This is a genomic window from Arthrobacter sp. UNC362MFTsu5.1 (assembly GCF_000685965.1).
Classification (GTDB): Bacteria; Actinomycetota; Actinomycetes; order Actinomycetales; family Micrococcaceae; genus Arthrobacter.
This window is the reverse complement of record NZ_JMLE01000001.1, coordinates 443935-464549: the sequence shown is the minus strand read 5'-3', so window position 1 is coordinate 464549 and position 20615 is coordinate 443935. Positions and strand designations below refer to the sequence as shown.

Sequence of the window (20615 nt, the reverse complement as noted above, 5' to 3'; positions counted from 1 at the left end):
CAGTAGTGGCATGAATCACACACCTTCCGCTGCAGTGCCGCAACGGTCCTCGCAGGGGGCTTCCGCCCCCACAACCGCTGATGGGCCTGCATCACGGTTCTCGAAAGCTTCGGCCGCCGCCGTCCTCGTCTGCTGGCTACTGGTGGTCTTCGATGGCTATGACCTCATCGTCTACGGGACTGTCCAGTCCTCACTGATCACCGAGACGGGCTGGGGCCTGAACAAGGCCACCGCCGGGACCATCGGGTCCACGGCGTTCCTCGGCATGATGATCGGTGCGATCTTTGCCGGCCGGATGGCCGACTCGTGGGGCCGCCGCCGCACCATCCTGGGCTGCGCCGTCGTCTTCTCCATCTTCACCGTCCTCTGCGCCTTCGCTCCGAACGCCGCCGTTTTCGGCGCCCTGCGGCTCCTTGCCGGCATCGGGCTCGGCGGCCTGGTGCCGTCGGCGAACGCCCTCGTTGCCGAACTCGTTCCCACTAAATGGCGGTCCACCATCGCCACCTTGATGATGTCCGGTGTCCCGATCGGCGGATCAATCGCCGCGCTGGTCGGCATCCAGCTGATTCCGGCCTTCGGCTGGCAGTCGATGTTCCTCGCGGCAGTCCTGGCCCTGGTGATCGTGGTGCCGCTGGGACTGAAATACCTCCCGGAGACACTGACCCCGGTCAGTGCAGCAGAAAAGGCCGCACGGAAGAACGCAGGAAAGGGCTCCGCAGTCCGGGAACCGTCCGGCTTCTCTTCCCTGCTCCGGGCACCGTACCTGGGGGTCAGCCTGCTGTTCGCACTGGCGACGATCGCCACCCTGTTCGCCTGGTACGGACTCGGCACCTGGCTGCCCAACCTCATGCAGCTGGCCGGTTACAACCTGGGCTCCGCCCTGACTTTCGCCCTGGCCCTCAACCTGGGTGCGGTGGCCGGTTCGGTCATTACCGCCTGGGCCGGGACCCGGTTCGGTCCGATTCCGACGGCGATCGCTGCCGCCGCCGTCGCGGCGGGTGCGCTGGTGGTACTGGTTGCGGGACCGCCTGTCACCGTGGTCTACCTCATGCTGGTCCTGGCCGGCGTCGGCACCCACGGCACACAGTGCCTGATCATCGCCGCCGTCGCGAGCCACTATCCCGGACACCTGCGGGGCACCGCGCTGGGTTGGGCGCTCGGGACAGGCCGCATCGGCGCCGTCGTCGCACCCCAGGTGGGCGGCCTCCTGCTGGCCGCCGGAATGGGCGTCATTCCAACTTCATCGCCTTCGCCGGCGCGGCCGCCATCGCAGCGGTACTGCTGGCCGCCGTCGGACTCAAACTCAAGTCAAAACTTTCCACCCCACCCTCACCTACAGGAGCTATCAATGTCTGAGCACGCCACGTCCACCGATGTCCTGTCGACTGACGTCCTGGTCATCGGAGGGGGAATGGCCGGACTGGCCGGAGCCCTCGCGCTGCGTGAAAACGGCGCCAACGTCACCCTCGTGGAACGTGCCCCCGAATTCGGCGAAGTGGGCGCGGGCCTGCAGATGGCCCCCAACGCTTCCCGTGTCCTCCGCCGCTGGGGCCTGCTGGAAAAGGCGCTGGAAATCGGTGTCCAGCCCAAGCACCTGGTGTTCCGCGACGCCGTGACCGGCGAGGAGCTGACCCGCCAGACGCTCGGCGCGGAGTTCGAGGAACGCTACGGCGCCCCGTACGTCGTCATCCACCGCAGCGACCTGCACCGCGTCCTCCTCGAAGGCTGTGAAGCCGCCGGCGTGACGCTGGTCAACGATGTCATGGTCGAGAGCGTCGAAACCGTCAACGGCCGCGGCGTGGCGCACACGGCCGCCGGCGTGGACTTCGAGGCCGACGTCGTGATCGGCGCCGACGGGCTCAAATCCACCTTGCGTCCCCTCGTGGCCAACGACGAGCCGGTCCCCTCCGCCTACGTGGCCTACCGCGGCACTGTGCCGATCACCGAAAACACCCCCAGGACCGACATCGAGGACGTCATCGTCTACCTTGGCCCGGACTGCCACCTCGTGCAGTACCCGCTGCGCAAGGGCGAGCTGCTGAACACCGTAGCCGTCTTCAAATCCGCTTCCTTCGAACGCGGCGAAGAGCAGTACGGCGGCGTCGACGAGCTGGAGGCAGCTTACAAGGACTGCGTTCCGGCGGTTCAGGACGCACTCAAGAACCTGGCCACCGGCATCCGCTGGCCCATGTACGACCGCGACCCGATCGAAAACTGGGTCGCCGGCCGGATGGTGCTGATGGGCGATGCTGCGCACCCGATGCTCCAGTACCTCGCCCAGGGCGCCTGCCAGGCGCTTGAGGACGCTGCTGTGCTGCAGGACGCCACCGTAGGCACCGTCTTCACGGCCGACGGCGTCAATCCGGCAGCCTGGGACGGTGCGATCCAGGAGTTCAACACCATCCGCGCCGGCCGCACCGCCCGGGTCCAGCGCACCGCCCGCGTCTGGGGCGAATCCTGGCACGTCTCGGGGCTGGCCAGGACGCTGCGCAACCTGCTCTTCAAGAGCCGGAAGGACAACGACTTCCAGTACAACGACTGGCTGTACGGCCAGTCCGGCGACGGAGTTCCCGTGGTCCGGGATGCGGCAGCGGCGGCGAAAGTCCCCGCCTAGTCTTATGCCCCGGCCCTAGCGCTGCACCCTGGGAAGTGCCGGACACGTGTGCGTGTCCGGCACTTTCCGTTGGCACGGAAGCCGTTGCCCGCCCCGCCCGCCGTCGGTAACGTTTTTTGTGGAGCCCCCTTGGAAGACGTGGAGCTCCCGGAGGAAAGGACCCCGGCGTGAGGAATGTCTCCCTCTACCTGGATGTGGACGGCGTGATCTGCCCGTTCGGGGCGGCCGGCACCACGGACTGGGGGAGCCGGTGGCGAATTTCCGATGCCGGCCTGCTTGAAGTGGCATACGCCGGTGAGCTGGTGGAGTCCCTCAATGCCCTGTCCCGGACACCCGGCCTCCGATGCGTCTGGCTCACCAGCTGGGAGGAGATGGCACCGGACTATTTGTGCCCCGCGATCGGCCTTGCCGGGCAGGAATGGCCTGTACTGGCCAGTAATGGACTGGCCAGCGGCGAAGGATGGTGGAAATTGCGGGCACTGCAGCGGGACATCGAGGCGGTTGCTCCGGACCGCGCCGTCTGGATCGACGACCAGCTCGATTACGAGGCCGAGGCCCAGGCATGGGCTTCCGTCCTTGGCCGGCGGCTGCTGCTGGTTTCGCCGCAGCCCAGGCGCGGATTGTCCCGCGCTGAACTGGAGGCGGTGCGGGCATTCCTTTGACCGCCGGTTGTTTTGTCCTCACGGCGTTGACGCGTACGATCGATAGGGTTTCAAGCCCCTTCCGAACAACACCACCTGAACTTCCGGCAAACACCGGGGTAACGCTGCGTGCGGACGGGGCAAAGGGGAAGTGGAACTGCTGACCGTCGACTCTGCAGATTGGGCAACAGGTGGAAATCACCTTCATGGTGGCGCTGGTTATAGCGCTGGCACTTTTTTTCGACTTCACCAACGGGTTTCATGACACCGCAAACGCAATGGCCACGCCTATTGCCACCGGTGCCATCAAACCCAAGACGGCGGTTGCCCTCGCAGCGGTCCTGAACCTGGTCGGAGCCTTCCTTTCCACCGAAGTGGCCAAGACTGTTTCCGGCGGAATCATCAAGGAAGGGTCCGACGGTATCCAGATCACCCCGGACATCATCTTTGCCGGCTTGATGGGCGCCATCCTGTGGAACATGATCACGTGGCTTAAGGGACTCCCGTCGAGTTCGTCACACGCCCTCTTCGGCGGCCTCATTGGCGCGGCGATAGCCGGCATCGGCATTCATTCGGTGAACTTTGAGTCCCTCATGCAAAAGGTCATCCTCCCCGCAATCTTCGCTCCGGTCATCGCCGGCGGCGTGGCGTACGTCTGCACCCGACTCGCCTACGCGCTGACGTCCCGGCATGACCCGGAGACCGGCAGCAAGCTCACCCAGAAGCGTGGTGGTTTCCGCACCGGCCAAATCTTCACCTCAAGCCTCGTAGCACTGGCGCATGGAACCAACGATGCGCAGAAGACCATGGGCATCATCACCCTGGTACTGATTGCCGCCGGAACGCAGCAGCCGGGCTCCGGTCCGCAGTTCTGGGTCATCGCAGCCTGTGCCTTCGCCATTGCCATCGGTACGTACGCCGGCGGCTGGCGGATCATCCGCACCATGGGATCCGGGCTTACCGACGTCAAACCCGCCCAGGGTTTCGCCGCCGAAGCAAGCACGGCTTCGGCGATCCTCGCTTCCTCGCACCTGGGCTTCGCCCTGTCCACCACCCAGGTGGCGTCCGGATCCGTCATCGGCTCGGGGCTGGGCCGCAAGGGCACCTCGGTGCGCTGGGGCACCGCCGGCCGGATCGCCGTCGGCTGGCTCTTCACGCTGCCCGCCGCCGGGATCGTCGGCGCCCTGACCGCCCTGCTGGTGAAAACCGGCATCGTCGGTGTCATCATTGCCGCCGTCGCCGGAACCGGCGCAGTGCTGTTCATGTTCGTGCAGTCCCGAAAGTCCCATGTTGGCCACCACAATGCCGTGGAGGTCGAGGAAGCAGGGCAGGCCGTCCGCTTCCGCAAGAAGAAGGCACTGGCCGCCAGCCGCGCCCACAAGCTGAACGGTGGAGACAAATGAAATGGTTGGAACTGGTCCAGGTAGCGGGCGCCACGCTCCTGGCGGCCGTGACGGTGGTGGTCCTTTACTCCGTCGGAGTCCGGTTCACCGCGATCGCGGGTGACCCCGAGCAGGCCGCGCCGCGTTGGATGAAGTCGCTGGCGTACGTCTGCTTCGGACTGTGCGGGCTCGCGGTGCTGTTCGGCCTGTACCTGATCATCCCGTACTTCAGCAAGTAGTGGCGGCCCGGCCCCGCGGCTGGAACGCAAGGTGCTGCTCTGGCGGATATCGCCCATCGGGGGAATAGTTAACACTGTTTCAGCGTGTTTGGTCCGGCCCCGCAGCCGGCCGATGCCGGGAGTCATCCCGAAGGGTTCTATCCAGGCCGGTTCCCCCGCCGGGAACCGCGAGCAGGTGGGTCTGTCATGCACAGTCAAACCGTGGCAGCGGCCGGGCTGACAGCCGGTCAAGCCGGCCGGCTCCGAGGCCGACGACCACGCCGGCTTCAGGTCAGGCTGCCGGGAACAATGGCGGCCCTGGGCCTGCTCTTCCTTACCAGCGGATGTGTCATCCCGCCTTCCCCGCCTCCTGGCCCTGGAACAACAACGACGACGGCGCCGGCTTCCGCTGCAGCGTCCGGCACCACATCGACGGCCTCCAGCAACGCCCCGCCGACGGTTGCCCCGTTGCCCGGGCCCGGCGACGGGCCTCCGCCCGCTCCCGGCGCCGTCGTGATCCGCTGGGTGCCCATCGGACCGGCCGCGCCCTCCGACCCGCCGGAGGGGACTCTGTACGAACTCCTGCGGAACCGCGACTGCGCCGGCCTGCGCGAGTCGACCCTCAACACGGCATTTCCTGAAGTGTGGACAGCTGCGGAGGCCACCTGCCAGGCGCTGGCCACTGATCTGCCCGGAGACTGGGACCGGGCCAGGTCTGCGCTCTCCGGCGTGGCGGGCCTGCCGCCCGAAAGGTGCTGGGAAATCAAGGTCACGGAATCCCTGCGCCAGGCCGTGGACCTCCGGGCCGCCCACCCGGGAGTCCGGCTTCAAGTGGATTCAGCAGGAGTGGGCGATGACTGCCCCCGGCAGCTGACAGGATTGACTGTCCTTGACGGGCCATTCGCCGGCCAGCCCGTCCCCGCCGTTTCCGCCGCCGGCGGCACCCAGGTGCGGCTGGAAGGGTTCTTCGTGAACGTGGACAGAATCCTGGTGGACGGCACTCCGATCGACAACGGTGGCCAGCAGTTCGGCCCGCAGTTCGGTCCGTTCGTTTTTTCCGCCCCTCCGGCCACAGGAACGTCCGCTGTCCGGATCACCGTGGAGGCCACTCCGCCGGTTTCCGGCGCGGCAGTGCTGGTGTATTCCGACCAGTCTCCGCCCGGTCCCGGCCCCACCCCGACTGCACCGCCCACGTCAGGCCCCGCCACGACCCCGCCGGCGTCCGCGCCGCAGTCCGCGCCGCAGTCCGGGTCGACAACACGGCTGACGGAACCGCAGCCATGAGCGGCGACCCGGAGGCGGACCCCCGCTGGAAGCGCGCCGTCGACATGCTGGCGGTCATCGGCCCGCCACTAACCATTGCCACCGCCCTGCTGGTCTACTTCGGCTGGGCACGGACTGATGCCCAGGCGAAGGCGATGGGACTGGACGTCAGCCTCTTCGGCTACACGGTGCAGGATTTCGTGCTCCGCAGCATCCCGTCGTTGTTCATTCCGCTGGTCTGGCTGCTGCTTGTCGCTGTTGCGTGGTTATCCCTGGACCGGTTCCTGGCCGGACACCTCGCCGCCGGCAGGGTGGCGGGGATCCGGCGGCTCGCGGCGGTGATTCTGTTTGTCGGCCTGGCCTGTGCAGCTGCCATGTGGCTGGTGGTGATCGTCCAGCCGGAACGCACCGTGCTGTTCGTGCCCTACATCATGGCCGGCGGCGTGCTGCTCGCGGCCTGGGGCCTGAGTCTTTGGCGGCGGGCCGCGGAAGCGTCCGGACGCAGCCTGGCCGCACTGTCGCGGGGGTCCGAGAAGACGCTGGTGTTCTGCCTCGTGACCCTGCTGCTGTTCTGGGGCACCTCCGATTTTGCCCAGGCGCTGGGACGGGGGCTGGCGGTGAGCTATGAGGAACGGTCCGCGCTCCTGCCCACGGCCGTGGTGTACAGCAAGGACCGGCTGGGCATTAGCGCGCCCAACGTCCGCGAACAGTCCAGCGGAACAGCGGAACATCCCGTGTACCAGTACAGCGGCCTGCGGCTGTTGGTGGTCAGCGGCGGACGCATATTCCTGCTCAACGAGGGCTGGACGCTCCGCAGCGGCAAAGTGGTGGTGCTCCGCGATGATCCCGGCATGCGCGTGGAGTATGGGAACCCCGAGTCCAAATGACTAGGCTGGGCCCATGTCCAGTCTCCAATATTTTGTGGCCTCGTCCCTCGACGGATTCATTGCCACGTCCGACGACGACCTGGCATGGCTCCTCCAGTTCGACGGGTTCGAGGGCGGCCGGGAAAGCTACGAAACGTTCATGGCCGACGTCGGCTGCATCGTGATGGGCGGCGAAACGTATGCCTGGCTCATGGAGCACGAGCCCGGCAACTGGCCCTACCCTGACACCCCGAGCTGGGTTTTCACGCACCACGAACATTCCGCGCCGCGGGGAGCGGACATCACGTTTATCCGCGGCGACGTCCGCGAGTTCATGGACGACTTCGCGGCGGAGGCGGCCGGCAAGAACATCTGGCTGGTGGGAGGGGGAGAGCTCGCGGCCCAATTCGCCGACGCCGGCCTGCTGGACGAAATCATCGTTTCCATCATCCCGGTGGTGCTGGGTTCGGGTAAGCCTGTGCTGCCGATCAAGACCGGCCCCACCCGGCCGTTGGAGCTGGTGGCGTCCAAGACCATGGGCAGGGGAATCGTGGAACTGCGGTACCGGCTCGGCTTAAACCTGCCCGGCTGACGGGCCCGGTTAAGGGAAGTCAGGGGGCGATGTCCCGGATCAGGTTGGTGATGCGGGCAGTGGAAAGCCGGCGGCCCTGCTCGTCCGTCATCACGACCTCGTGGGTGGTGAGCGTACGGCCCAGATGGATGGCCGTGCAGGTTCCTGTCACCGTGCCCGCGGCAATGGCCCGGTGATGGGTCGCTCCCACCTCGATCCCCATAGCCTGCCGTCCCGGACCGGCATGCATCCCGGCAGCGAACGAGCCAAGGGTCTCGGCCAGCACCACGTGGGCGCCCCCGTGCAGGATCCCGGCCACCTGGGTGTTGCCTTCAACCGGCATGGTGGCCACTGTGCGTTCGGGGCTCATTTCGAGGAAATGAATCCCCATCTTCACCACCAGCGCCCCGACGCCGTATTCGCCGAGCCACTCATGCATTTCTTCGGGGACGCCGGCGGCTGCCAGTTCGTCGGCGAACTGTCCGGGCGTGAAATTGTCCATCATGGGAACTAGGCTGGCACCTGTGAGTGAAACTACCAAACCGGCCCCTGCCCCTCTTGCTGCAGGCACTGCAGCAGACGTCCTACCCTCAACTGAGTCCGCCTCAGTGGCTGCGGCCAAGCCCGCCCGCAAAACCACACGTACCGCGGAGCCGGTTTCCGCCACCGTGGCCCCCGTGATTCCCATCACCGACCAGCCCCGCCTCCTGGTGCTGGACGGGCACTCCATGGCGTTCAGGGCGTTCTTCGCCCTGCCTGCGGACAAGTTCTCCACCGCTGCAGGGCAGCACACCAACGCGATCCACGGTTTCACCTCCATGCTGATCAACCTGATCAAGGAGCAGCAGCCCACCCACGTCGCCGTGGCGTTCGACGTCTCCGATGAGACCACCCACCGTAAGGCCGAGTACAGCGAGTACAAGGGCGGCCGCAACGAGACGCCCCGCGAGATGAGCGGCCAGATCGACCTCATCGACAAGGTCATGGGCGCGTGGGGTATCAAGACCATCAAGATGCCCGGCTACGAAGCGGACGACATCCTGGCAACCCTCGCCGCCATGGGCGAAAAGGCAGGCTACGAAGTGCTGCTGGTCACGGGCGACCGCGATGCCTTCCAGCTGATTACGGACAACGTGTTCGTGCTGTACCCCAGGAAGGGCGTGAGCGACATTCCCCGGATGGATGCCCCTGCCATCCAGGAAAAGTACTTCGTCACCCCGGCCGAATACTCCGACCTCGCCGCCCTGGTAGGGGAGTCGGCGGACAACCTCCCGGGGGTGCCCGGCGTCGGCCCCAAGACGGCCGCCAAGTGGATCAACCTCTACGGCGGGCTGGAAGGCGTGCTGGAACACCTCGACTCGATCGGCGGCAAGGTTGGCGACGCCCTGCGCGAGAACGTGGAGTCCGTCAAGCGCAACCGCCGGCTGAACAGGCTCCACACCGACCTGGAGCTTCCCGTGACTCTGGACGACCTGGCCGAGCCGCGGCCGGACCAGGCCGCCCTGGAGCAGTTGTTCGACGAGCTGGAGTTCAAGACCATCCGCACCCGCCTCTTTGCCCTCTACGGGAGCGACGACGTGGACCTCGCCGAACGGGAAAGCCTGGACATCCCGGAGTACGCCACGCCGGCCGGAGCAGCCGAGCTGACCGCGTTCCTGGCGGCAGGCGCCGGGCACCGGTCCGCCCTCGCCGTCGACCTCGTTCCGGGACGGATCGGGGAGGACGCCGCCGCGCTGGCAATCGTCCGGGACGGAGCAGCCGCCTACATCGATCTGTCCACCCAGGACGCCGAGGCCGAAAACGTCCTGGCGGCGTGGCTGCGCGACCCGGAAGCGCCCAAGGTGATGCACGGTTTCAAGGCCGCCCTGAAGGCCCTGACGGCCCGCGGCCTGGAACTTGAAGGGGTCGTGGACGACACCTCGATTTCCGGCTACCTCATCCAGCCCGACCGCCGCACCTACGAGCTCGCGGAGCTGGCGCAGCACCACCTCAACATCGAAATCTCTCCCGCCGTTGCGAAGGCCGGACAGCTGGAGCTTTCGTTCGACGGCGATGACTCGGCCGCAGCCGGCGAACTCGTCCACGCCGCCGCCGTCGTCCAGACGCTCAGCCGCTACTTTGAAGCGGAGCTGAAGGAGCGCAAGGCGGAGGAACTGCTCTCCACCCTTGAGCTGCCGGTCAGCAGGGTGCTGGCCGACATGGAGCTCGCCGGCATCGCGATCGACATGCAGCGAATGGATGAACAGCTGGCTGACCTGGCCAAGGTGATCGACAACGCCCAGGAGCTTGCCTTCGCTGCCATCGGCCACGAGGTCAACCTGGGATCGCCCAAACAGCTGCAGACCGTGCTCTTCGAGGAGCTGCAGCTGCCGAAGACGAAGAAGATCAAGTCCGGCTACACCACCGACGCCGCCTCGCTGAAGAACCTGCTGGAAAAGACCGGGCACGAATTCCTGGTGCAGCTGATGGCGCACCGCGAGTCCTCGAAGCTACGCCAGATGCTGGAGTCGCTCAAGAAGTCCGTGACCGAGGACGGCCGGATCCACACTACATACGCGCAGAACGTCGCCGCCACCGGCCGGATCTCGTCCAACAATCCCAACCTGCAGAACATCCCCATCCGCAGCGAGGAGGGCCGCCGGGTCCGTGGCATCTTCGTGGTCAGCGACGGCTATGAATGCCTCCTGTCCGCGGACTATTCGCAGATCGAAATGCGGATCATGGCGCACCTCTCGGGCGATGAAGGCCTGATCCAGGCGTACCGGGACGGCGAGGACCTGCACCGGTTCGTCGGATCGAACATCTTCCACGTCCCCACCGACCAGGTCACCAGCGCGATGCGTTCCAAGGTCAAGGCAATGTCCTACGGCCTTGCCTACGGCCTGACGTCGTTCGGGCTCTCCAAGCAGCTGGAGATTTCCGTTGACGAGGCACGCACCCTGATGAAGGAATACTTCGACCGCTTCGGGGCCGTCCGCGACTACCTGCGCGGCGTGGTGGACCAGGCCAGGATCGACGGTTGCACCGCCACCATCGAGGGCCGCCGGCGGTACCTGCCGGACCTCACCAGCACGGACCGGCAGCTGCGCGAAAATGCGGAACGCATCGCGCTGAACTCACCGATCCAGGGCTCGGCGGCAGACATCATCAAACGGGCCATGCTGGGCGTTCACGCGGAGCTGAAGGCCCAGGGCCTGAAATCGCGCATGCTGCTCCAGGTCCATGACGAACTGGTGCTCGAAGTTGCCCCCGGCGAACGGGAAACGGTGGAGAAGCTGGTCACCGAACAGATGGGCTCCGCCGCGGACCTCAGCGTGCCGCTGGACGTCCAGATCGGCGTCGGCCCGAGCTGGTACGACGCCGGGCACTAACAGTTTCATGACGCGCAGGACGCCGCCAACCCGGCGTCCTGCGCGGTGATTCATTCCGTTCAAGGGGGAGCAGCACGTGGCAGACAAGTACGAGATCCGTCGTTTCAGGGCAGCCGAGAAAGGTGTGCCCGGATATGAGCAGGGAACCGAGTGGATCCAGGCCGTGGGCTTCGGATTCCACGACACCCGCCGGAACGACGACTACGTGGACAAGATCATGGCCATGTACCGCACGGACGGACGTGAGCTGACCGGCGTCTACCAGACGGGTGCAGTGGCCCAGCATGCCTTGGATGCCAGTATCCCGGTGGCAACATTCGGCACACTCCGGCGCGACCTCAATGTGGGCTACGGCCGCCAGCTCCTCACGCACATGGTGACTGCGGTGACCGTGCGCGGAACCCACCGGCGCCAGGGCCTCCTGCGCCGCATGATGACCGAAGACCTTACCGCGGCGAAGGCGGACGGCCTGGCGATTGCGGCGTTGACCGCTTCCGAGGGCTCCATCTACGGCAGGTTCGGCTACGGCGTGGCTACGTTTGAGCGCAGCATCAAGGTGGATACCGGTCCACGGTTCGACCTCCGCCACCAGCCTTCCGGCACAGTGGAGATCGCCGACCGGAAGGTGCTCCTCGAACTGGCCCCTGAAGTGTTCGACCGCGTGCACCGCCACACTCCCGGTTCCATCGTCCGGCAGGATGCCTACCGGCAGAACGTCTCGGGAACCGTGGGCCGCGACGGCAAGGAAGACGAGGCCATCAAGTGCGCGTTGCATTACAACGCTGCCGGGGCAGTGGATGGCTACGTTTCCTATAAATTCGCCGGCTGGGACACCAAGCCCTACACGGTGGAAGTCGTGGACCTTGTGGCAGCAACGGATGATGCCTACCTGGAGCTCTGGCAGTTCCTGGGCAGCATCGACCTCATCCAGCGTGTCAGCTGGGCCGACGCGCCGGTGGACGATCCCCTGGTGTGGGCGCTTGGGGACCCGCGCTGCGTCGAAGCCTCCGACCACCGGGACATGCTCTGGCTCCGGATCCTGGACAGCGTTCAGGCGCTCGGTGCCCGCCGATACTCCTCAGACGGGCGGCTGGTCCTCGCCGTTGAGGACGCCCTGGGATTCGCCGGCGGAACCTTCATCCTGGACGTCAGCGCCGGTGAGGCCAGTGTTTCGGCAGCACCGGCCGGGGTGCAACCCGACCTGTCGCTGGACGTGGCCGATCTCGCCTCCATTTACCTTGGCGCCGTGTGCCCGGTGACATTGAAGGCGGCGGGACGGATTCAGGAACACGCGTCCGGTGCCGCACTCCGGGCACGGCTCATGTTCGCCGTCGAACGCGCACCGCACTGCCTGACGCATTTCTAAAGCGGTTTCAGGCCGTCATTCCAGCCCCTGCCGCTTTGACCGGCGTTGGAGGGTACGACTAGAATAAACGGGCGTGTACTACGTGCGCGTATCTAGAATCCACAAATCAGGATGAACCTGGCAGAACCATGCGTTCTGCCATCATCCGCGCACTCGTCAATACGGGTGGGCGGCGGTCCGCCTGACCGACTAACTATCCACAACGGAGCCCCTACTACATGACCATCACCTCCACCGAGAAGCCCGGTACCCCCGTAGTCGCGATTAACGACATCGGTACCGCTGAGGACTTCCTCGCAGCAGTCGACGCCACCATCAAGTACTTCAACGACGGAGATCTCGTCGAAGGTACCGTCGTCAAGGTCGACCGCGACGAAGTTCTGCTCGACATCGGTTACAAGACCGAAGGTGTCATCCCCTCCCGCGAGCTGTCCATCAAGCACGACGTTGATCCCGGAGACGTCGTCTCCGTTGGCGATCAGGTCGAAGCCCTGGTGCTCACCAAGGAAGACAAAGAAGGCCGCCTGATCCTCTCCAAGAAGCGTGCTCAGTACGAGCGCGCCTGGGGCGACATCGAGAAGGTCAAGGAAGAAGACGGTGTCGTCACCGGTACCGTCATCGAGGTTGTCAAGGGTGGTCTTATCCTCGACATCGGTCTGCGCGGCTTCCTGCCCGCATCCCTCGTCGAGATGCGCCGTGTGCGCGACCTTGCTCCGTACATCGGTCAGCAGATCGAAGCCAAGATCATCGAGCTGGACAAGAACCGCAACAACGTTGTGCTGTCCCGCCGTGCATGGCTCGAGCAGACCCAGTCCGAGGTCCGCTCCACGTTCCTCAACAAGCTGGAAAAGGGCCAGGTCCGTCCCGGCGTCGTTTCCTCCATCGTCAACTTCGGTGCCTTCGTGGACCTGGGCGGCGTAGACGGCCTGGTTCACGTTTCCGAGCTGTCCTGGAAGCACATCGACCACCCGTCCGAGGTTGTCGAAGTTGGCCAGGAAGTCACCGTCGAGGTTCTCGAAGTCGACCTGGACCGCGAGCGTGTTTCCCTGTCGCTCAAGGCTACGCAGGAAGATCCGTGGCAGACCTTCGCCCGCACCCACGCCCTCGGCCAGGTTGTTCCGGGTAAGGTCACCAAGCTGGTTCCGTTCGGTGCGTTCGTTCGCGTCGAAGACGGCATCGAAGGCCTCGTTCACATCTCCGAGCTGGCAGTCCGCCACGTGGAGCTGGCTGAGCAGGTTGTCTCCGTTGGCGACGAGCTGTTCGTCAAGGTCATCGACATCGACCTCGAGCGCCGCCGCATCTCCCTCTCCCTCAAGCAGGCTAACGAGGGCGTTGACGCCGACAGCACCGAATTCGATCCGGCTCTCTACGGCATGGCCGCTGAGTACGACGAAGAGGGCAACTACAAGTACCCGGAGGGCTTCGACCCGGAGTCCAACGAGTGGCTTGAAGGCTACGAGAACCAGCGCGCAGCCTGGGAGCAGCAGTACGCTGACGCCCAGACCCGCTGGGAAGCACACAAGAAGCAGGTTGCCCAGCACGCTGCCGACGACGCTGCAGCCGCAACGTCCGGCGAGAGCGATTCCGGCACGACCAGCTACTCCTCCGAGCCTGCTGCAGCCGAGACCGGTGCAGGCACGCTTGCTTCGGACGAGGCTCTTGCAGCACTGCGCGAGAAGCTGACCGGCAACTAATTTCCCGGTTCGCCCCGGAGGTAATTCCGGTGGCACCAGGCAGTTAGCACGCTGAAGGTGGCCGTCCCCGAAAGGGGGCGGCCACCTTTTCGTTTACGCCGGCAGCGTTGCCTAGCCCAACAGCCGGTCGGTCGCAGGGTCCGGGTTTCCATCAAAGTACCTGTCGAGGACCTCCTGGAACACGGGCTGGTCCGGAGCGGCGCGCAGAAAAAGCGTCATGGAGGACTGTAGCTTCCGGGCGTCAATCCCCCCGAAAATCCGGACGGCGCTGAGTCCTGTGTGGCTGGCAACGGCCCGGGAGCAGTCGAACAGCCGCCGACCAAGCACGGGGTGGACCACGTAGGCCTTGGCCTCGGCCAGCGACGAGATGGCGTACTTCCGGGACGTGGGGCTCTGCCCGAGGCCGGCGATCTGCGGGAAGATGAACCACATCCAATGGCTCTCCTTGGATCCCCTGGAAAGTTCGTCCAGGGCCCGCTGATAGGTTCCGCCGGCGTTCTGGGCCTGCACGAAGCGTTCAAGGTCGAAGGGATCTTCCACGCTGCCTCCTCTGCTCAGCTGGACGCTGTCCATCCATCCAACCACCGCCCAGGTCCCGTGGCGAGGCCTGGGTTGCGGCGTCAGCGAAGGTGGATTCGCGCCGTCACCGCTCGACTGACACCGTCCCCGGCCAGTTCTGCCCCGGCGGAGCGGAGGAGCGCCTGTGCAGCCGTGTTCCCGGCGGTGGTTTCGGCCTGCAGCACGGTGGCGCCGGTGCCCACGGCCACAGCGCGGACGAGCCTCAACGCCTCCCGGCCGATGCCCCGCCCCCGGAAGCTGCGGCCCAGCCACAGCCCGGTTTCCAGCGACGCCACCCCCGGCGGCGTGGTTCCGGTGCGCTTAAGCCGGATCGAGCCGGCCACCCGGCCGCCAACACTGACGGCCCAGGATTTCTGGCCTGCCGGGCTGTTGAGGCCGGCCGCCGCGGCACGGTGGTAGTCGCGGAACCAGCTGATCCGCTCATCGTTCCAGCCGGAGGTGGCACCCAACGGGGGAGTGACCTCGTCGGCAATGGCGTCCGTGAGGGCGAGGTTCAGCAGCGCAGCCAAAACTTCCTCGTTGACGTCGAGCAGCTCCACATTGCCCGTTCGGCTGGGCGATTGTTCAGAAGGGGACATCGATCCAGTCCGTTTCTTCCGGGCGGAGGACGGCGCTGCCGGCTGTCAGGGACGCAAGCCGTGCGGCGGCCCGGTCGAGTTCGTCAGGCTGGTCGGCCAGGGCCACCCTGAGAACAGTCGTGCTCGCCCCGTAGCTGGTCTCCGCCATGACATAGCCGGCCGCACGGAGGTCGTTTTCCAGCCTTCCGGCGGCGGAATGCCGGACCTCGACGGAGCAGATCCGCAGCCGGCTGCGCCGGACCAGCGGTGCCAGGTCCAGCGCGGAGGAAACCGACTCGGAGTAGGCGCGCACCAGCCCGCCCGCACCGAGGAGGATCCCGCCAAAATAGCGGACGACGACGGCGGTGACGTCGCTCAGGTCAGTGACCCCGGGCGCTGTTTCCCGCCGGAGGAGGGCCTCGAGCATGGGGATGCCGGCGGTTCCGGACGGTTCGCCGTCGTCGCTGGAGCGCTGGACGTCGCGGTCCGGTCCCAGAACGAATGCTGAGCAGTGGTGCCGGGCGTCGTGGAACTCCTTGCGCAGCCCTGCCACCAGGTCCCTTGCGCCTTCTTCCTCCCCGCTGCGCCGCATCACGGTGATGAACCGGGACCGTTTGATCTCGAGTTCATGGCGGAAATCCGGCCCGGCCGCGAGGGTGGTGTAGGCGGTAGCCCTGCTTTCTTGCTCATGCACCGCCCAAGTCTAGTCCGGGCGGGGTGCCGCGAGGTGGGGGAGCGGTGGCTGGGCCCACGCCGCCAGGGTTCCCTGGGCGAGCGTAGCGAGGTCAGGGGAGCGGTGGGTGGGCCCACGCCGCCAGGGTTCCCTGGGCGAGCGTAGCGAGGTCAGGGGAGCGGTGGGGACTACTCTGGTGGGGTGCTGAAGATCGGGTTGACGGGCGGCATCGCCTCGGGAAAGTCAGTGGTAGCCTCGCGTTTGCGCGAACTGGGGGCCGTCCTGGTCGACGCCGATGCCCTCGCCCGTGAGGTCGTCGAGCCGGGCACCCCCGGACTGGCCCGCGTGGTGGAAGCCTTCGGGGCGGACATGCTGGCTGCGGACGGCGGGCTGGACCGGGCCCGGCTCGGCGCGCTGGTATTCGGCGATCCGGACAGGCTCGCGGTGCTCAACGGCATCGTCCATCCCCTGGTCCGGGAGCGGGCCGCCGCGATGATTGACGCCGCCCCCGGCGGCGCCGTCGTCGTACAGGACATTCCCTTGCTCGTGGAAACGGGCCAGGGCAGCAATTTCCATCTCGTGCTGGTGGTGGATGCACCCGATGAGGTTCGGGTCCGGCGCATGGTGGAACAACGGAACATGACCGACGAGCAGGCGAGGTCGCGGATGGCTGCGCAGGCCGCCAGGGACGACCGCCTGGCCGCCGCGGACGTGGTGCTGGACAACTCCGGGAGCATCGATGAACTAAAAGCTGCCGTTGACGGGCTGTGGACCCGGCGGCTGGCCCCTTTTGCGGACAACATCAGCAAGCAGCGTCCGGCGCCGCGGACGGGCGGGCCGGTGCTTGCCCCGGCGGATCCAACGTGGAAAGCGCAGGCCGTTCGCCTCGCTGCCCGGCTGGAGGTCGCGGCTCCTGCGGACATCGTGGCCGTGGACCACATCGGCTCCACCGCCGTACCCGGACTTGACGCCAAAGACATCATTGACCTCCAGTTGACCGTTGCGGACCTTGCGACGGCGGACCGGATCGCGCCGCTCCTGGCCGCGGCGGGCTTTCCGCTGTGGCCGGGAGTGTTTGCCGACAGCCCCAAGCCGTCGCACCCTGATCCGGCTGTCTGGGCCAAGCGCCTTCACGGCAACGCCGACCCCGGCAGGCCGGTCAACCTGCACGTCCGGCCCGCGGGTTCGCCCGGCTGGCGGTTCGCCCTGTGTTTCCGGGACTGGCTCCGTGACGACGCTGCGGCCAGGAGCGACTACGTGGCGGAGAAGCGGAGGGTTGCCGCCCTCCACAGCGTGGACAAGTCGACGGCGGGCTACGCTGCAGACAAGGAAGCATGGTTCACGGAGCATGCCGCCGGCCGGATGGACGCGTGGGTGCAGCGCACCGGCTGGCAACCGCCGTCGTACATATCGGCGCCGGCAACGGGTACGGCTGCCGGTGCGGCGACCGCTGCCGCTGCCTCTGCCGACGCAGTCAGCGGTACTGCCCAAAGCTGAATCGGGGCACGTTGTCAGAGCCCGGCGGTAGATTATATTCATGAGTCTTGCCCAGCAAATCAACCGTGTCGTGGCTCCGTTCGAGGTCATCAGTGAATTCAAGCCGGCGGGCGACCAGCCGGCCGCCATCGCGGAGCTGACTGAACGCATCAAGAACGGCGAAAAGGACGTGGTGCTGCTTGGCGCCACCGGTACCGGCAAAAGCGCGACGACGGCCTGGCTCATTGAGCAGGTCCAGCGACCCACGCTGGTGATGGTGCAGAACAAGACCCTCGCCGCTCAGTTGGCCAACGAATTCCGGGAACTGCTCCCGAACAACGCCGTCGAGTATTTCGTCTCCTACTACGACTACTACCAGCCGGAAGCCTACGTGGCGCAGACGGACACCTTCATCGAGAAGGACTCCTCCATCAACGAGGAAGTGGAACGGCTCCGCCACTCCGCGACCAATGCCTTGCTGACCCGCCGCGACGTGATCGTGGTGGCCACTGTGTCCTGCATCTACGGCCTGGGCACGCCGGAAGAGTACATCGCCGGAATGGTCACGCTCCGCAAGGGGGCGGAGATGAACCGTGACGACCTCCTCCGGAAATTCGTCTCCATGCAGTACGCCCGCAACGACATGGACTTCCACCGCGGCACGTTCCGGGTCCGCGGCGACACCGTGGAAATCATCCCGATGTACGAGGAACTGGCCATCCGGATCGAGTTCTTCGGCGACGAGATCGAGAACATCCACACCCTGCACCCCCTCACCGGCGAGGTGATCCGGGACGAAGAAGAAATGTACGTCTTCCCGGCCTCGCATTACGTTGCCGGACCGGAACGCATGGCCCGGGCCATTAAGCGGATCGAGGACGAACTCGCCGAACGGCTGCAGGTCCTGGAAAGCCAGAACAAGCTCGTGGAAGCCCAGCGGCTCCGCATGCGCACCACCTACGACCTCGAAATGATGCAGCAGATGGGTTTCTGCAACGGCATCGAGAACTACTCCTCACACATTGACGGCCGGGCCCGCGGAACAGCGCCGCACTGCCTCCTGGACTACTTTCCGGACGACTTCCTGCTGGTCATCGACGAGTCCCATGTGACGGTGCCTCAGATCGGCGCCATGTACGAGGGCGACATGTCCCGCAAGCGGAACCTGGTGGACTTCGGCTTCCGCCTGCCTTCCGCCATGGACAACCGGCCGCTCAAATGGGACGAGTTCCAGGAGCGCATTGGCCAGACTGTGTACCTGTCCGCCACCCCGGGCAAGTACGAACTGGGCAAGTCCGACGGCTTTGTCCAGCAAATCATCCGACCCACCGGCCTGATCGACCCCGAGGTGGTGGTCAAGCCCACGAAGGGCCAGATCGACGACCTGCTGGGGGAGATCAAGACCCGCACGGCGAAGAACGAACGTGTCCTCGTCACCACCCTCACCAAGCGGATGGCGGAAGACCTCACCGACTATCTGCTGGGCCACGGCGTGAAAGTGGAGTACCTGCACTCCGATGTGGACACGCTCCGCCGTGTGGAGCTGCTGCGGGAACTGCGGATGGGTGTATTCGACGTCCTCGTGGGCATCAACCTGCTCCGGGAAGGCCTTGACCTCCCCGAAGTTTCGCTGGTGAGCATCCTGGACGCGGACAAGGAAGGCTTCCTACGGTCCTCAACCTCCCTGATCCAGACCATCGGCCGCGCCGCCCGTAACGTGTCGGGACAGGTCCACATGTACGCCGACCGGATCACCGATTCCATGGCGCACGCGATCGACGAGACCAACCGGCGCCGCGCGATCCAGGTGGCCTACAACACCGAAAACGGCATCGACCCGCAGCCGCTGCGGAAAAAGATCGCGGACATCACGGACCAGCTGGCCAAGGAGGATGCGGACACCCGCGAACTGCTCGCCACGGCAGGGAAGACCCGGGGCAAGGGCAAGGGCGCGTCCACCGTGCGCCAGGACGGCCTGGCGGCTGCCCCGGCGGAAGACCTCGTGGGCCTGATCGAGCAGCTGACGGAACAGATGCACGCCGCGGCCGGCGAACTGCAGTTCGAACTGGCCGCCCGGCTGCGCGACGAAGTGGGCGAATTGAAGAAGGAACTGCGGCAGATGCAGGCCGCCGGCCATGCCTAGGGTAAAGTTGTTGTCACGTAGGGGAGTATCCCAAGCGCTACGATCGTCAACACGCACGGCATAGATGCCCTGCCGGGCGTAGCGGGCTGCCGTTTCAGCACCAAGTGCGCAGGCAAGCCGGAGAGACTTACACCGCATCTCTGTACCCTGCGAAAGGCATCCCTGTGCTCGAACTACCCGTCTGGTTCGAGGTCGGCTCACTCGTCGTCCTCGGCCTCATCCTCCTCATTGACCTGTTGCTGGTTGTCCGGCGACCGCACGAACCTTCCATGAAGGAAGCCGGCCTCTGGGTGGCGTTCTACGTCTCCCTGGCCCTGGTCTTTGCGGGCGCCATGTTTGCCTTCACGGGCCCGGAGTACGGCGGGCAATTCGTTGCCGGCTGGGTGACGGAATACAGCCTCAGCATCGACAACCTCTTTGTCTTCATCATCATCATGGCCCGCTTCTCCGTGCCCCGTAAGTACCAGCAGGAAGTGCTGATGGTGGGCATCATCATCGCGCTGATCCTGCGTGGCATCTTCATCCTGCTGGGCGCCATCGTGATTGAGCAGTTCAGCTGGGTCTTCTACATCTTCGGCGCCTTCCTCCTCTGGACCGCCTGGAAGCAGGCCCAGGACGAGGGCGAGGACGAAGAGGACAAGGAAAACCCGCTGATCGCGAGGCTCCGCAAGGTGATCCCGATGTCGGAGAAGTTCGACGGCGGCAAGCTGCGCACCACGGTTGACGGCAAGAAGGTCTTCACCCCGATGCTGATCGTTTTCGTCACGATCGGACTGACCGACCTGCTGTTCGCTGTCGACTCCATTCCGGCGATCTTCGGCCTGACGCAGAGCCCGTTCATTGTCTTCACGGCAAACCTCTTCGCCCTCATGGGCCTGCGCCAGCTGTACTTCCTGCTGGGCGGCCTGATGAACCGACTGATCTACCTGAAGCACGCTCTCTCCTTCATCCTGGCGTTCATCGGCGTCAAGCTGGTCCTCCACGCCATGCACGTCAACGAACTTCCGTTCATCAACGGCGGCCACCACATCGAGTGGGCCCCCGAGATCCCCACGTTCGTGTCCCTGGCTGTCATTGTGGGCACCATCATCGTCGCCGTGATCGCCAGCCTGGTGAGCTCCAAGGCTGCACAGGCAAAGGTGGACGTCCGCCTCGAAGAGGACGCCCGCAAGAGCATGAGCGACGCCGAGTAGCCTCCGCA

18 protein-coding genes and 1 pseudogene are annotated in these 20615 nt (G+C 65.8%); 14 read left to right on the top strand and 5 right to left on the bottom strand.

Annotation, left to right across the window (positions count from 1 at the left end; all coding sequences use genetic code 11):
* Positions 1–10: 10 nt before the first annotated feature.
* The 5 genes and pseudogenes from BS38_RS24155 to BS38_RS0102215 all read left to right on the top strand — a co-directional run bounded on the left by BS38_RS24155 (position 11) and on the right by BS38_RS0102215 (position 4876).
* Positions 11–1356 (top strand): annotated as a pseudogene (locus BS38_RS24155) (MFS transporter).
* A complete protein-coding gene (locus BS38_RS0102230) occupies positions 1349–2614 on the top strand; it encodes an FAD-dependent oxidoreductase (RefSeq protein WP_028269330.1) in 1266 nt (421 codons plus the stop codon). Before BS38_RS24155 ends, BS38_RS0102230 begins: the two are co-directional and overlap by 8 nt.
* Before the next feature lie 167 nt (positions 2615–2781).
* A complete protein-coding gene (locus tag BS38_RS0102225; RefSeq protein ID WP_028269329.1) occupies positions 2782–3276 on the top strand; it encodes an HAD domain-containing protein in 495 nt (164 codons plus the stop codon).
* Positions 3277–3446: 170 nt separating this feature from the next.
* Positions 3447–4658 carry an inorganic phosphate transporter gene (locus BS38_RS0102220; RefSeq protein ID WP_043437366.1) on the top strand — a complete coding sequence of 404 codons (1212 nt, stop codon included), beginning with the start codon at positions 3447–3449 and terminating at the stop codon, positions 4656–4658.
* Positions 4655–4876, top strand: coding sequence for a hypothetical protein (locus BS38_RS0102215; protein WP_028269327.1), 222 nt, complete (start codon positions 4655–4657; stop codon positions 4874–4876). The genes BS38_RS0102220 and BS38_RS0102215 overlap by 4 nt, the downstream gene beginning before the upstream one ends.
* Before the next feature lie 266 nt (positions 4877–5142).
* On the opposite strand, the gene BS38_RS0102210 is transcribed toward BS38_RS0102215, so the two are convergent.
* Entirely contained in the window at positions 5143–5388 is a 246-nt protein-coding gene (locus BS38_RS0102210) for a hypothetical protein (RefSeq protein ID WP_028269326.1), read from the bottom strand.
* Here BS38_RS0102210 and BS38_RS0102205 point away from each other — a divergent pair.
* The 3 genes from BS38_RS0102205 to BS38_RS0102195 are packed head-to-tail and all read left to right on the top strand — an operon-like array spanning position 5381 to position 7576.
* Positions 5381–6139 (top strand): hypothetical protein, encoded by a 759-nt coding sequence (locus BS38_RS0102205; protein WP_028269325.1) that lies wholly within the window; start codon positions 5381–5383, stop codon positions 6137–6139. The two genes, BS38_RS0102210 and BS38_RS0102205, sit on opposite strands and share 8 nt — an antisense overlap.
* On the top strand, positions 6136–7005 hold the full coding sequence (locus BS38_RS0102200) for a hypothetical protein (protein ID WP_028269324.1): 870 nt from the start codon (positions 6136–6138) through the stop codon (positions 7003–7005). The genes BS38_RS0102205 and BS38_RS0102200 overlap by 4 nt, the downstream gene beginning before the upstream one ends.
* Positions 7006–7018: 13 nt before the next feature.
* The gene (locus BS38_RS0102195; RefSeq protein ID WP_028269323.1) at positions 7019–7576 is read left to right on the top strand and encodes a dihydrofolate reductase family protein; all 558 of its coding nucleotides are present in this window, start codon (positions 7019–7021) and stop codon (positions 7574–7576) included.
* A 19-nt stretch (positions 7577–7595) separates the two neighbouring features.
* Here the strand turns inward: BS38_RS0102195 and BS38_RS0102190 are convergent, their stop codons facing one another.
* On the bottom strand, positions 7596–8060 hold the full coding sequence (locus BS38_RS0102190) for a hotdog fold thioesterase (protein ID WP_028269322.1): 465 nt from the start codon (positions 8058–8060) through the stop codon (positions 7596–7598).
* Between BS38_RS0102190 and polA the strand changes: the two genes are divergently transcribed.
* The 3 genes from polA to rpsA all read left to right on the top strand — a co-directional run bounded on the left by polA (position 8059) and on the right by rpsA (position 13986).
* Positions 8059–10926, top strand: a complete 2868-nt coding sequence (gene polA / locus BS38_RS0102185; RefSeq protein WP_269319481.1) for a DNA polymerase I — start codon at positions 8059–8061, stop codon at positions 10924–10926. The genes BS38_RS0102190 and polA overlap by 2 nt on opposite strands.
* Before the next feature lie 76 nt (positions 10927–11002).
* Positions 11003–12292 carry a GNAT family N-acetyltransferase gene (locus BS38_RS0102180; RefSeq protein WP_028269320.1) on the top strand — a complete coding sequence of 430 codons (1290 nt, stop codon included), beginning with the start codon at positions 11003–11005 and terminating at the stop codon, positions 12290–12292.
* A gap of 218 nt (positions 12293–12510) precedes the next feature.
* Positions 12511–13986, top strand: coding sequence for a 30S ribosomal protein S1 (gene rpsA, locus BS38_RS0102175; RefSeq protein WP_018773018.1), 1476 nt, complete (start codon positions 12511–12513; stop codon positions 13984–13986).
* Positions 13987–14097: 111 nt separating this feature from the next.
* Here the strand turns inward: rpsA and BS38_RS0102170 are convergent, their stop codons facing one another.
* The 3 genes from BS38_RS0102170 to BS38_RS0102160 all read right to left on the bottom strand — a co-directional run bounded on the left by BS38_RS0102170 (position 14098) and on the right by BS38_RS0102160 (position 15816).
* Positions 14098–14526 carry a DUF1810 domain-containing protein gene (locus BS38_RS0102170; protein ID WP_028269319.1) on the bottom strand — a complete coding sequence of 143 codons (429 nt, stop codon included), beginning with the start codon at positions 14524–14526 and terminating at the stop codon, positions 14098–14100.
* 80 nt (positions 14527–14606) lie between these two features.
* The gene (locus BS38_RS0102165; protein WP_028269318.1) at positions 14607–15143 is read right to left on the bottom strand and encodes a GNAT family N-acetyltransferase; all 537 of its coding nucleotides are present in this window, start codon (positions 15141–15143) and stop codon (positions 14607–14609) included.
* Positions 15130–15816, bottom strand: coding sequence for an IMPACT family protein (locus tag BS38_RS0102160; protein WP_028269317.1), 687 nt, complete (start codon positions 15814–15816; stop codon positions 15130–15132). Before BS38_RS0102160 ends, BS38_RS0102165 begins: the two co-directional genes overlap by 14 nt.
* Positions 15817–15996: 180 nt before the next feature.
* On the opposite strand from BS38_RS0102160, the gene coaE reads away from it, so the two are divergent.
* The 3 genes from coaE to BS38_RS0102145 all read left to right on the top strand — a co-directional run bounded on the left by coaE (position 15997) and on the right by BS38_RS0102145 (position 20607).
* Entirely contained in the window at positions 15997–17292 is a 1296-nt protein-coding gene (gene coaE, locus BS38_RS24150) for a dephospho-CoA kinase (RefSeq protein ID WP_051628665.1), read from the top strand.
* A 40-nt stretch (positions 17293–17332) separates the two neighbouring features.
* Positions 17333–19414: an excinuclease ABC subunit UvrB gene (uvrB, locus tag BS38_RS0102150; RefSeq protein WP_028269316.1), complete on the top strand. Its 2082-nt coding sequence runs from the start codon at positions 17333–17335 to the stop codon at positions 19412–19414.
* Between the two features lie 164 nt (positions 19415–19578).
* Positions 19579–20607, top strand: coding sequence for a TerC family protein (locus BS38_RS0102145; protein WP_028269315.1), 1029 nt, complete (start codon positions 19579–19581; stop codon positions 20605–20607).
* Positions 20608–20615: the final 8 nt, after the last annotated feature.

Coding starts and splice junctions, on each gene's coding strand:
- BS38_RS0102165 (WP_028269318.1), bottom strand. CDS start 15,143: ATGTCCCCTTCTGAACAATCGCCCAGCCGAACGGGCAATGTGGAGCTG.
- BS38_RS0102215 (WP_028269327.1), top strand. CDS start 4,655: ATGAAATGGTTGGAACTGGTCCAGGTAGCGGGCGCCACGCTCCTGGCG.
- BS38_RS0102200 (WP_028269324.1), top strand. CDS start 6,136: ATGAGCGGCGACCCGGAGGCGGACCCCCGCTGGAAGCGCGCCGTCGAC.
- rpsA (WP_018773018.1), top strand. CDS start 12,511: ATGACCATCACCTCCACCGAGAAGCCCGGTACCCCCGTAGTCGCGATT.
- BS38_RS0102190 (WP_028269322.1), bottom strand. CDS start 8,060: ATGATGGACAATTTCACGCCCGGACAGTTCGCCGACGAACTGGCAGCC.
- uvrB (WP_028269316.1), top strand. CDS start 17,333: ATGAGTCTTGCCCAGCAAATCAACCGTGTCGTGGCTCCGTTCGAGGTC.
- polA (WP_269319481.1), top strand. CDS start 8,059: ATGGGAACTAGGCTGGCACCTGTGAGTGAAACTACCAAACCGGCCCCT.
- BS38_RS0102210 (WP_028269326.1), bottom strand. CDS start 5,388: ATGGGCACCCAGCGGATCACGACGGCGCCGGGAGCGGGCGGAGGCCCG.
- BS38_RS0102230 (WP_028269330.1), top strand. CDS start 1,349: ATGTCTGAGCACGCCACGTCCACCGATGTCCTGTCGACTGACGTCCTG.
- BS38_RS0102195 (WP_028269323.1), top strand. CDS start 7,019: ATGTCCAGTCTCCAATATTTTGTGGCCTCGTCCCTCGACGGATTCATT.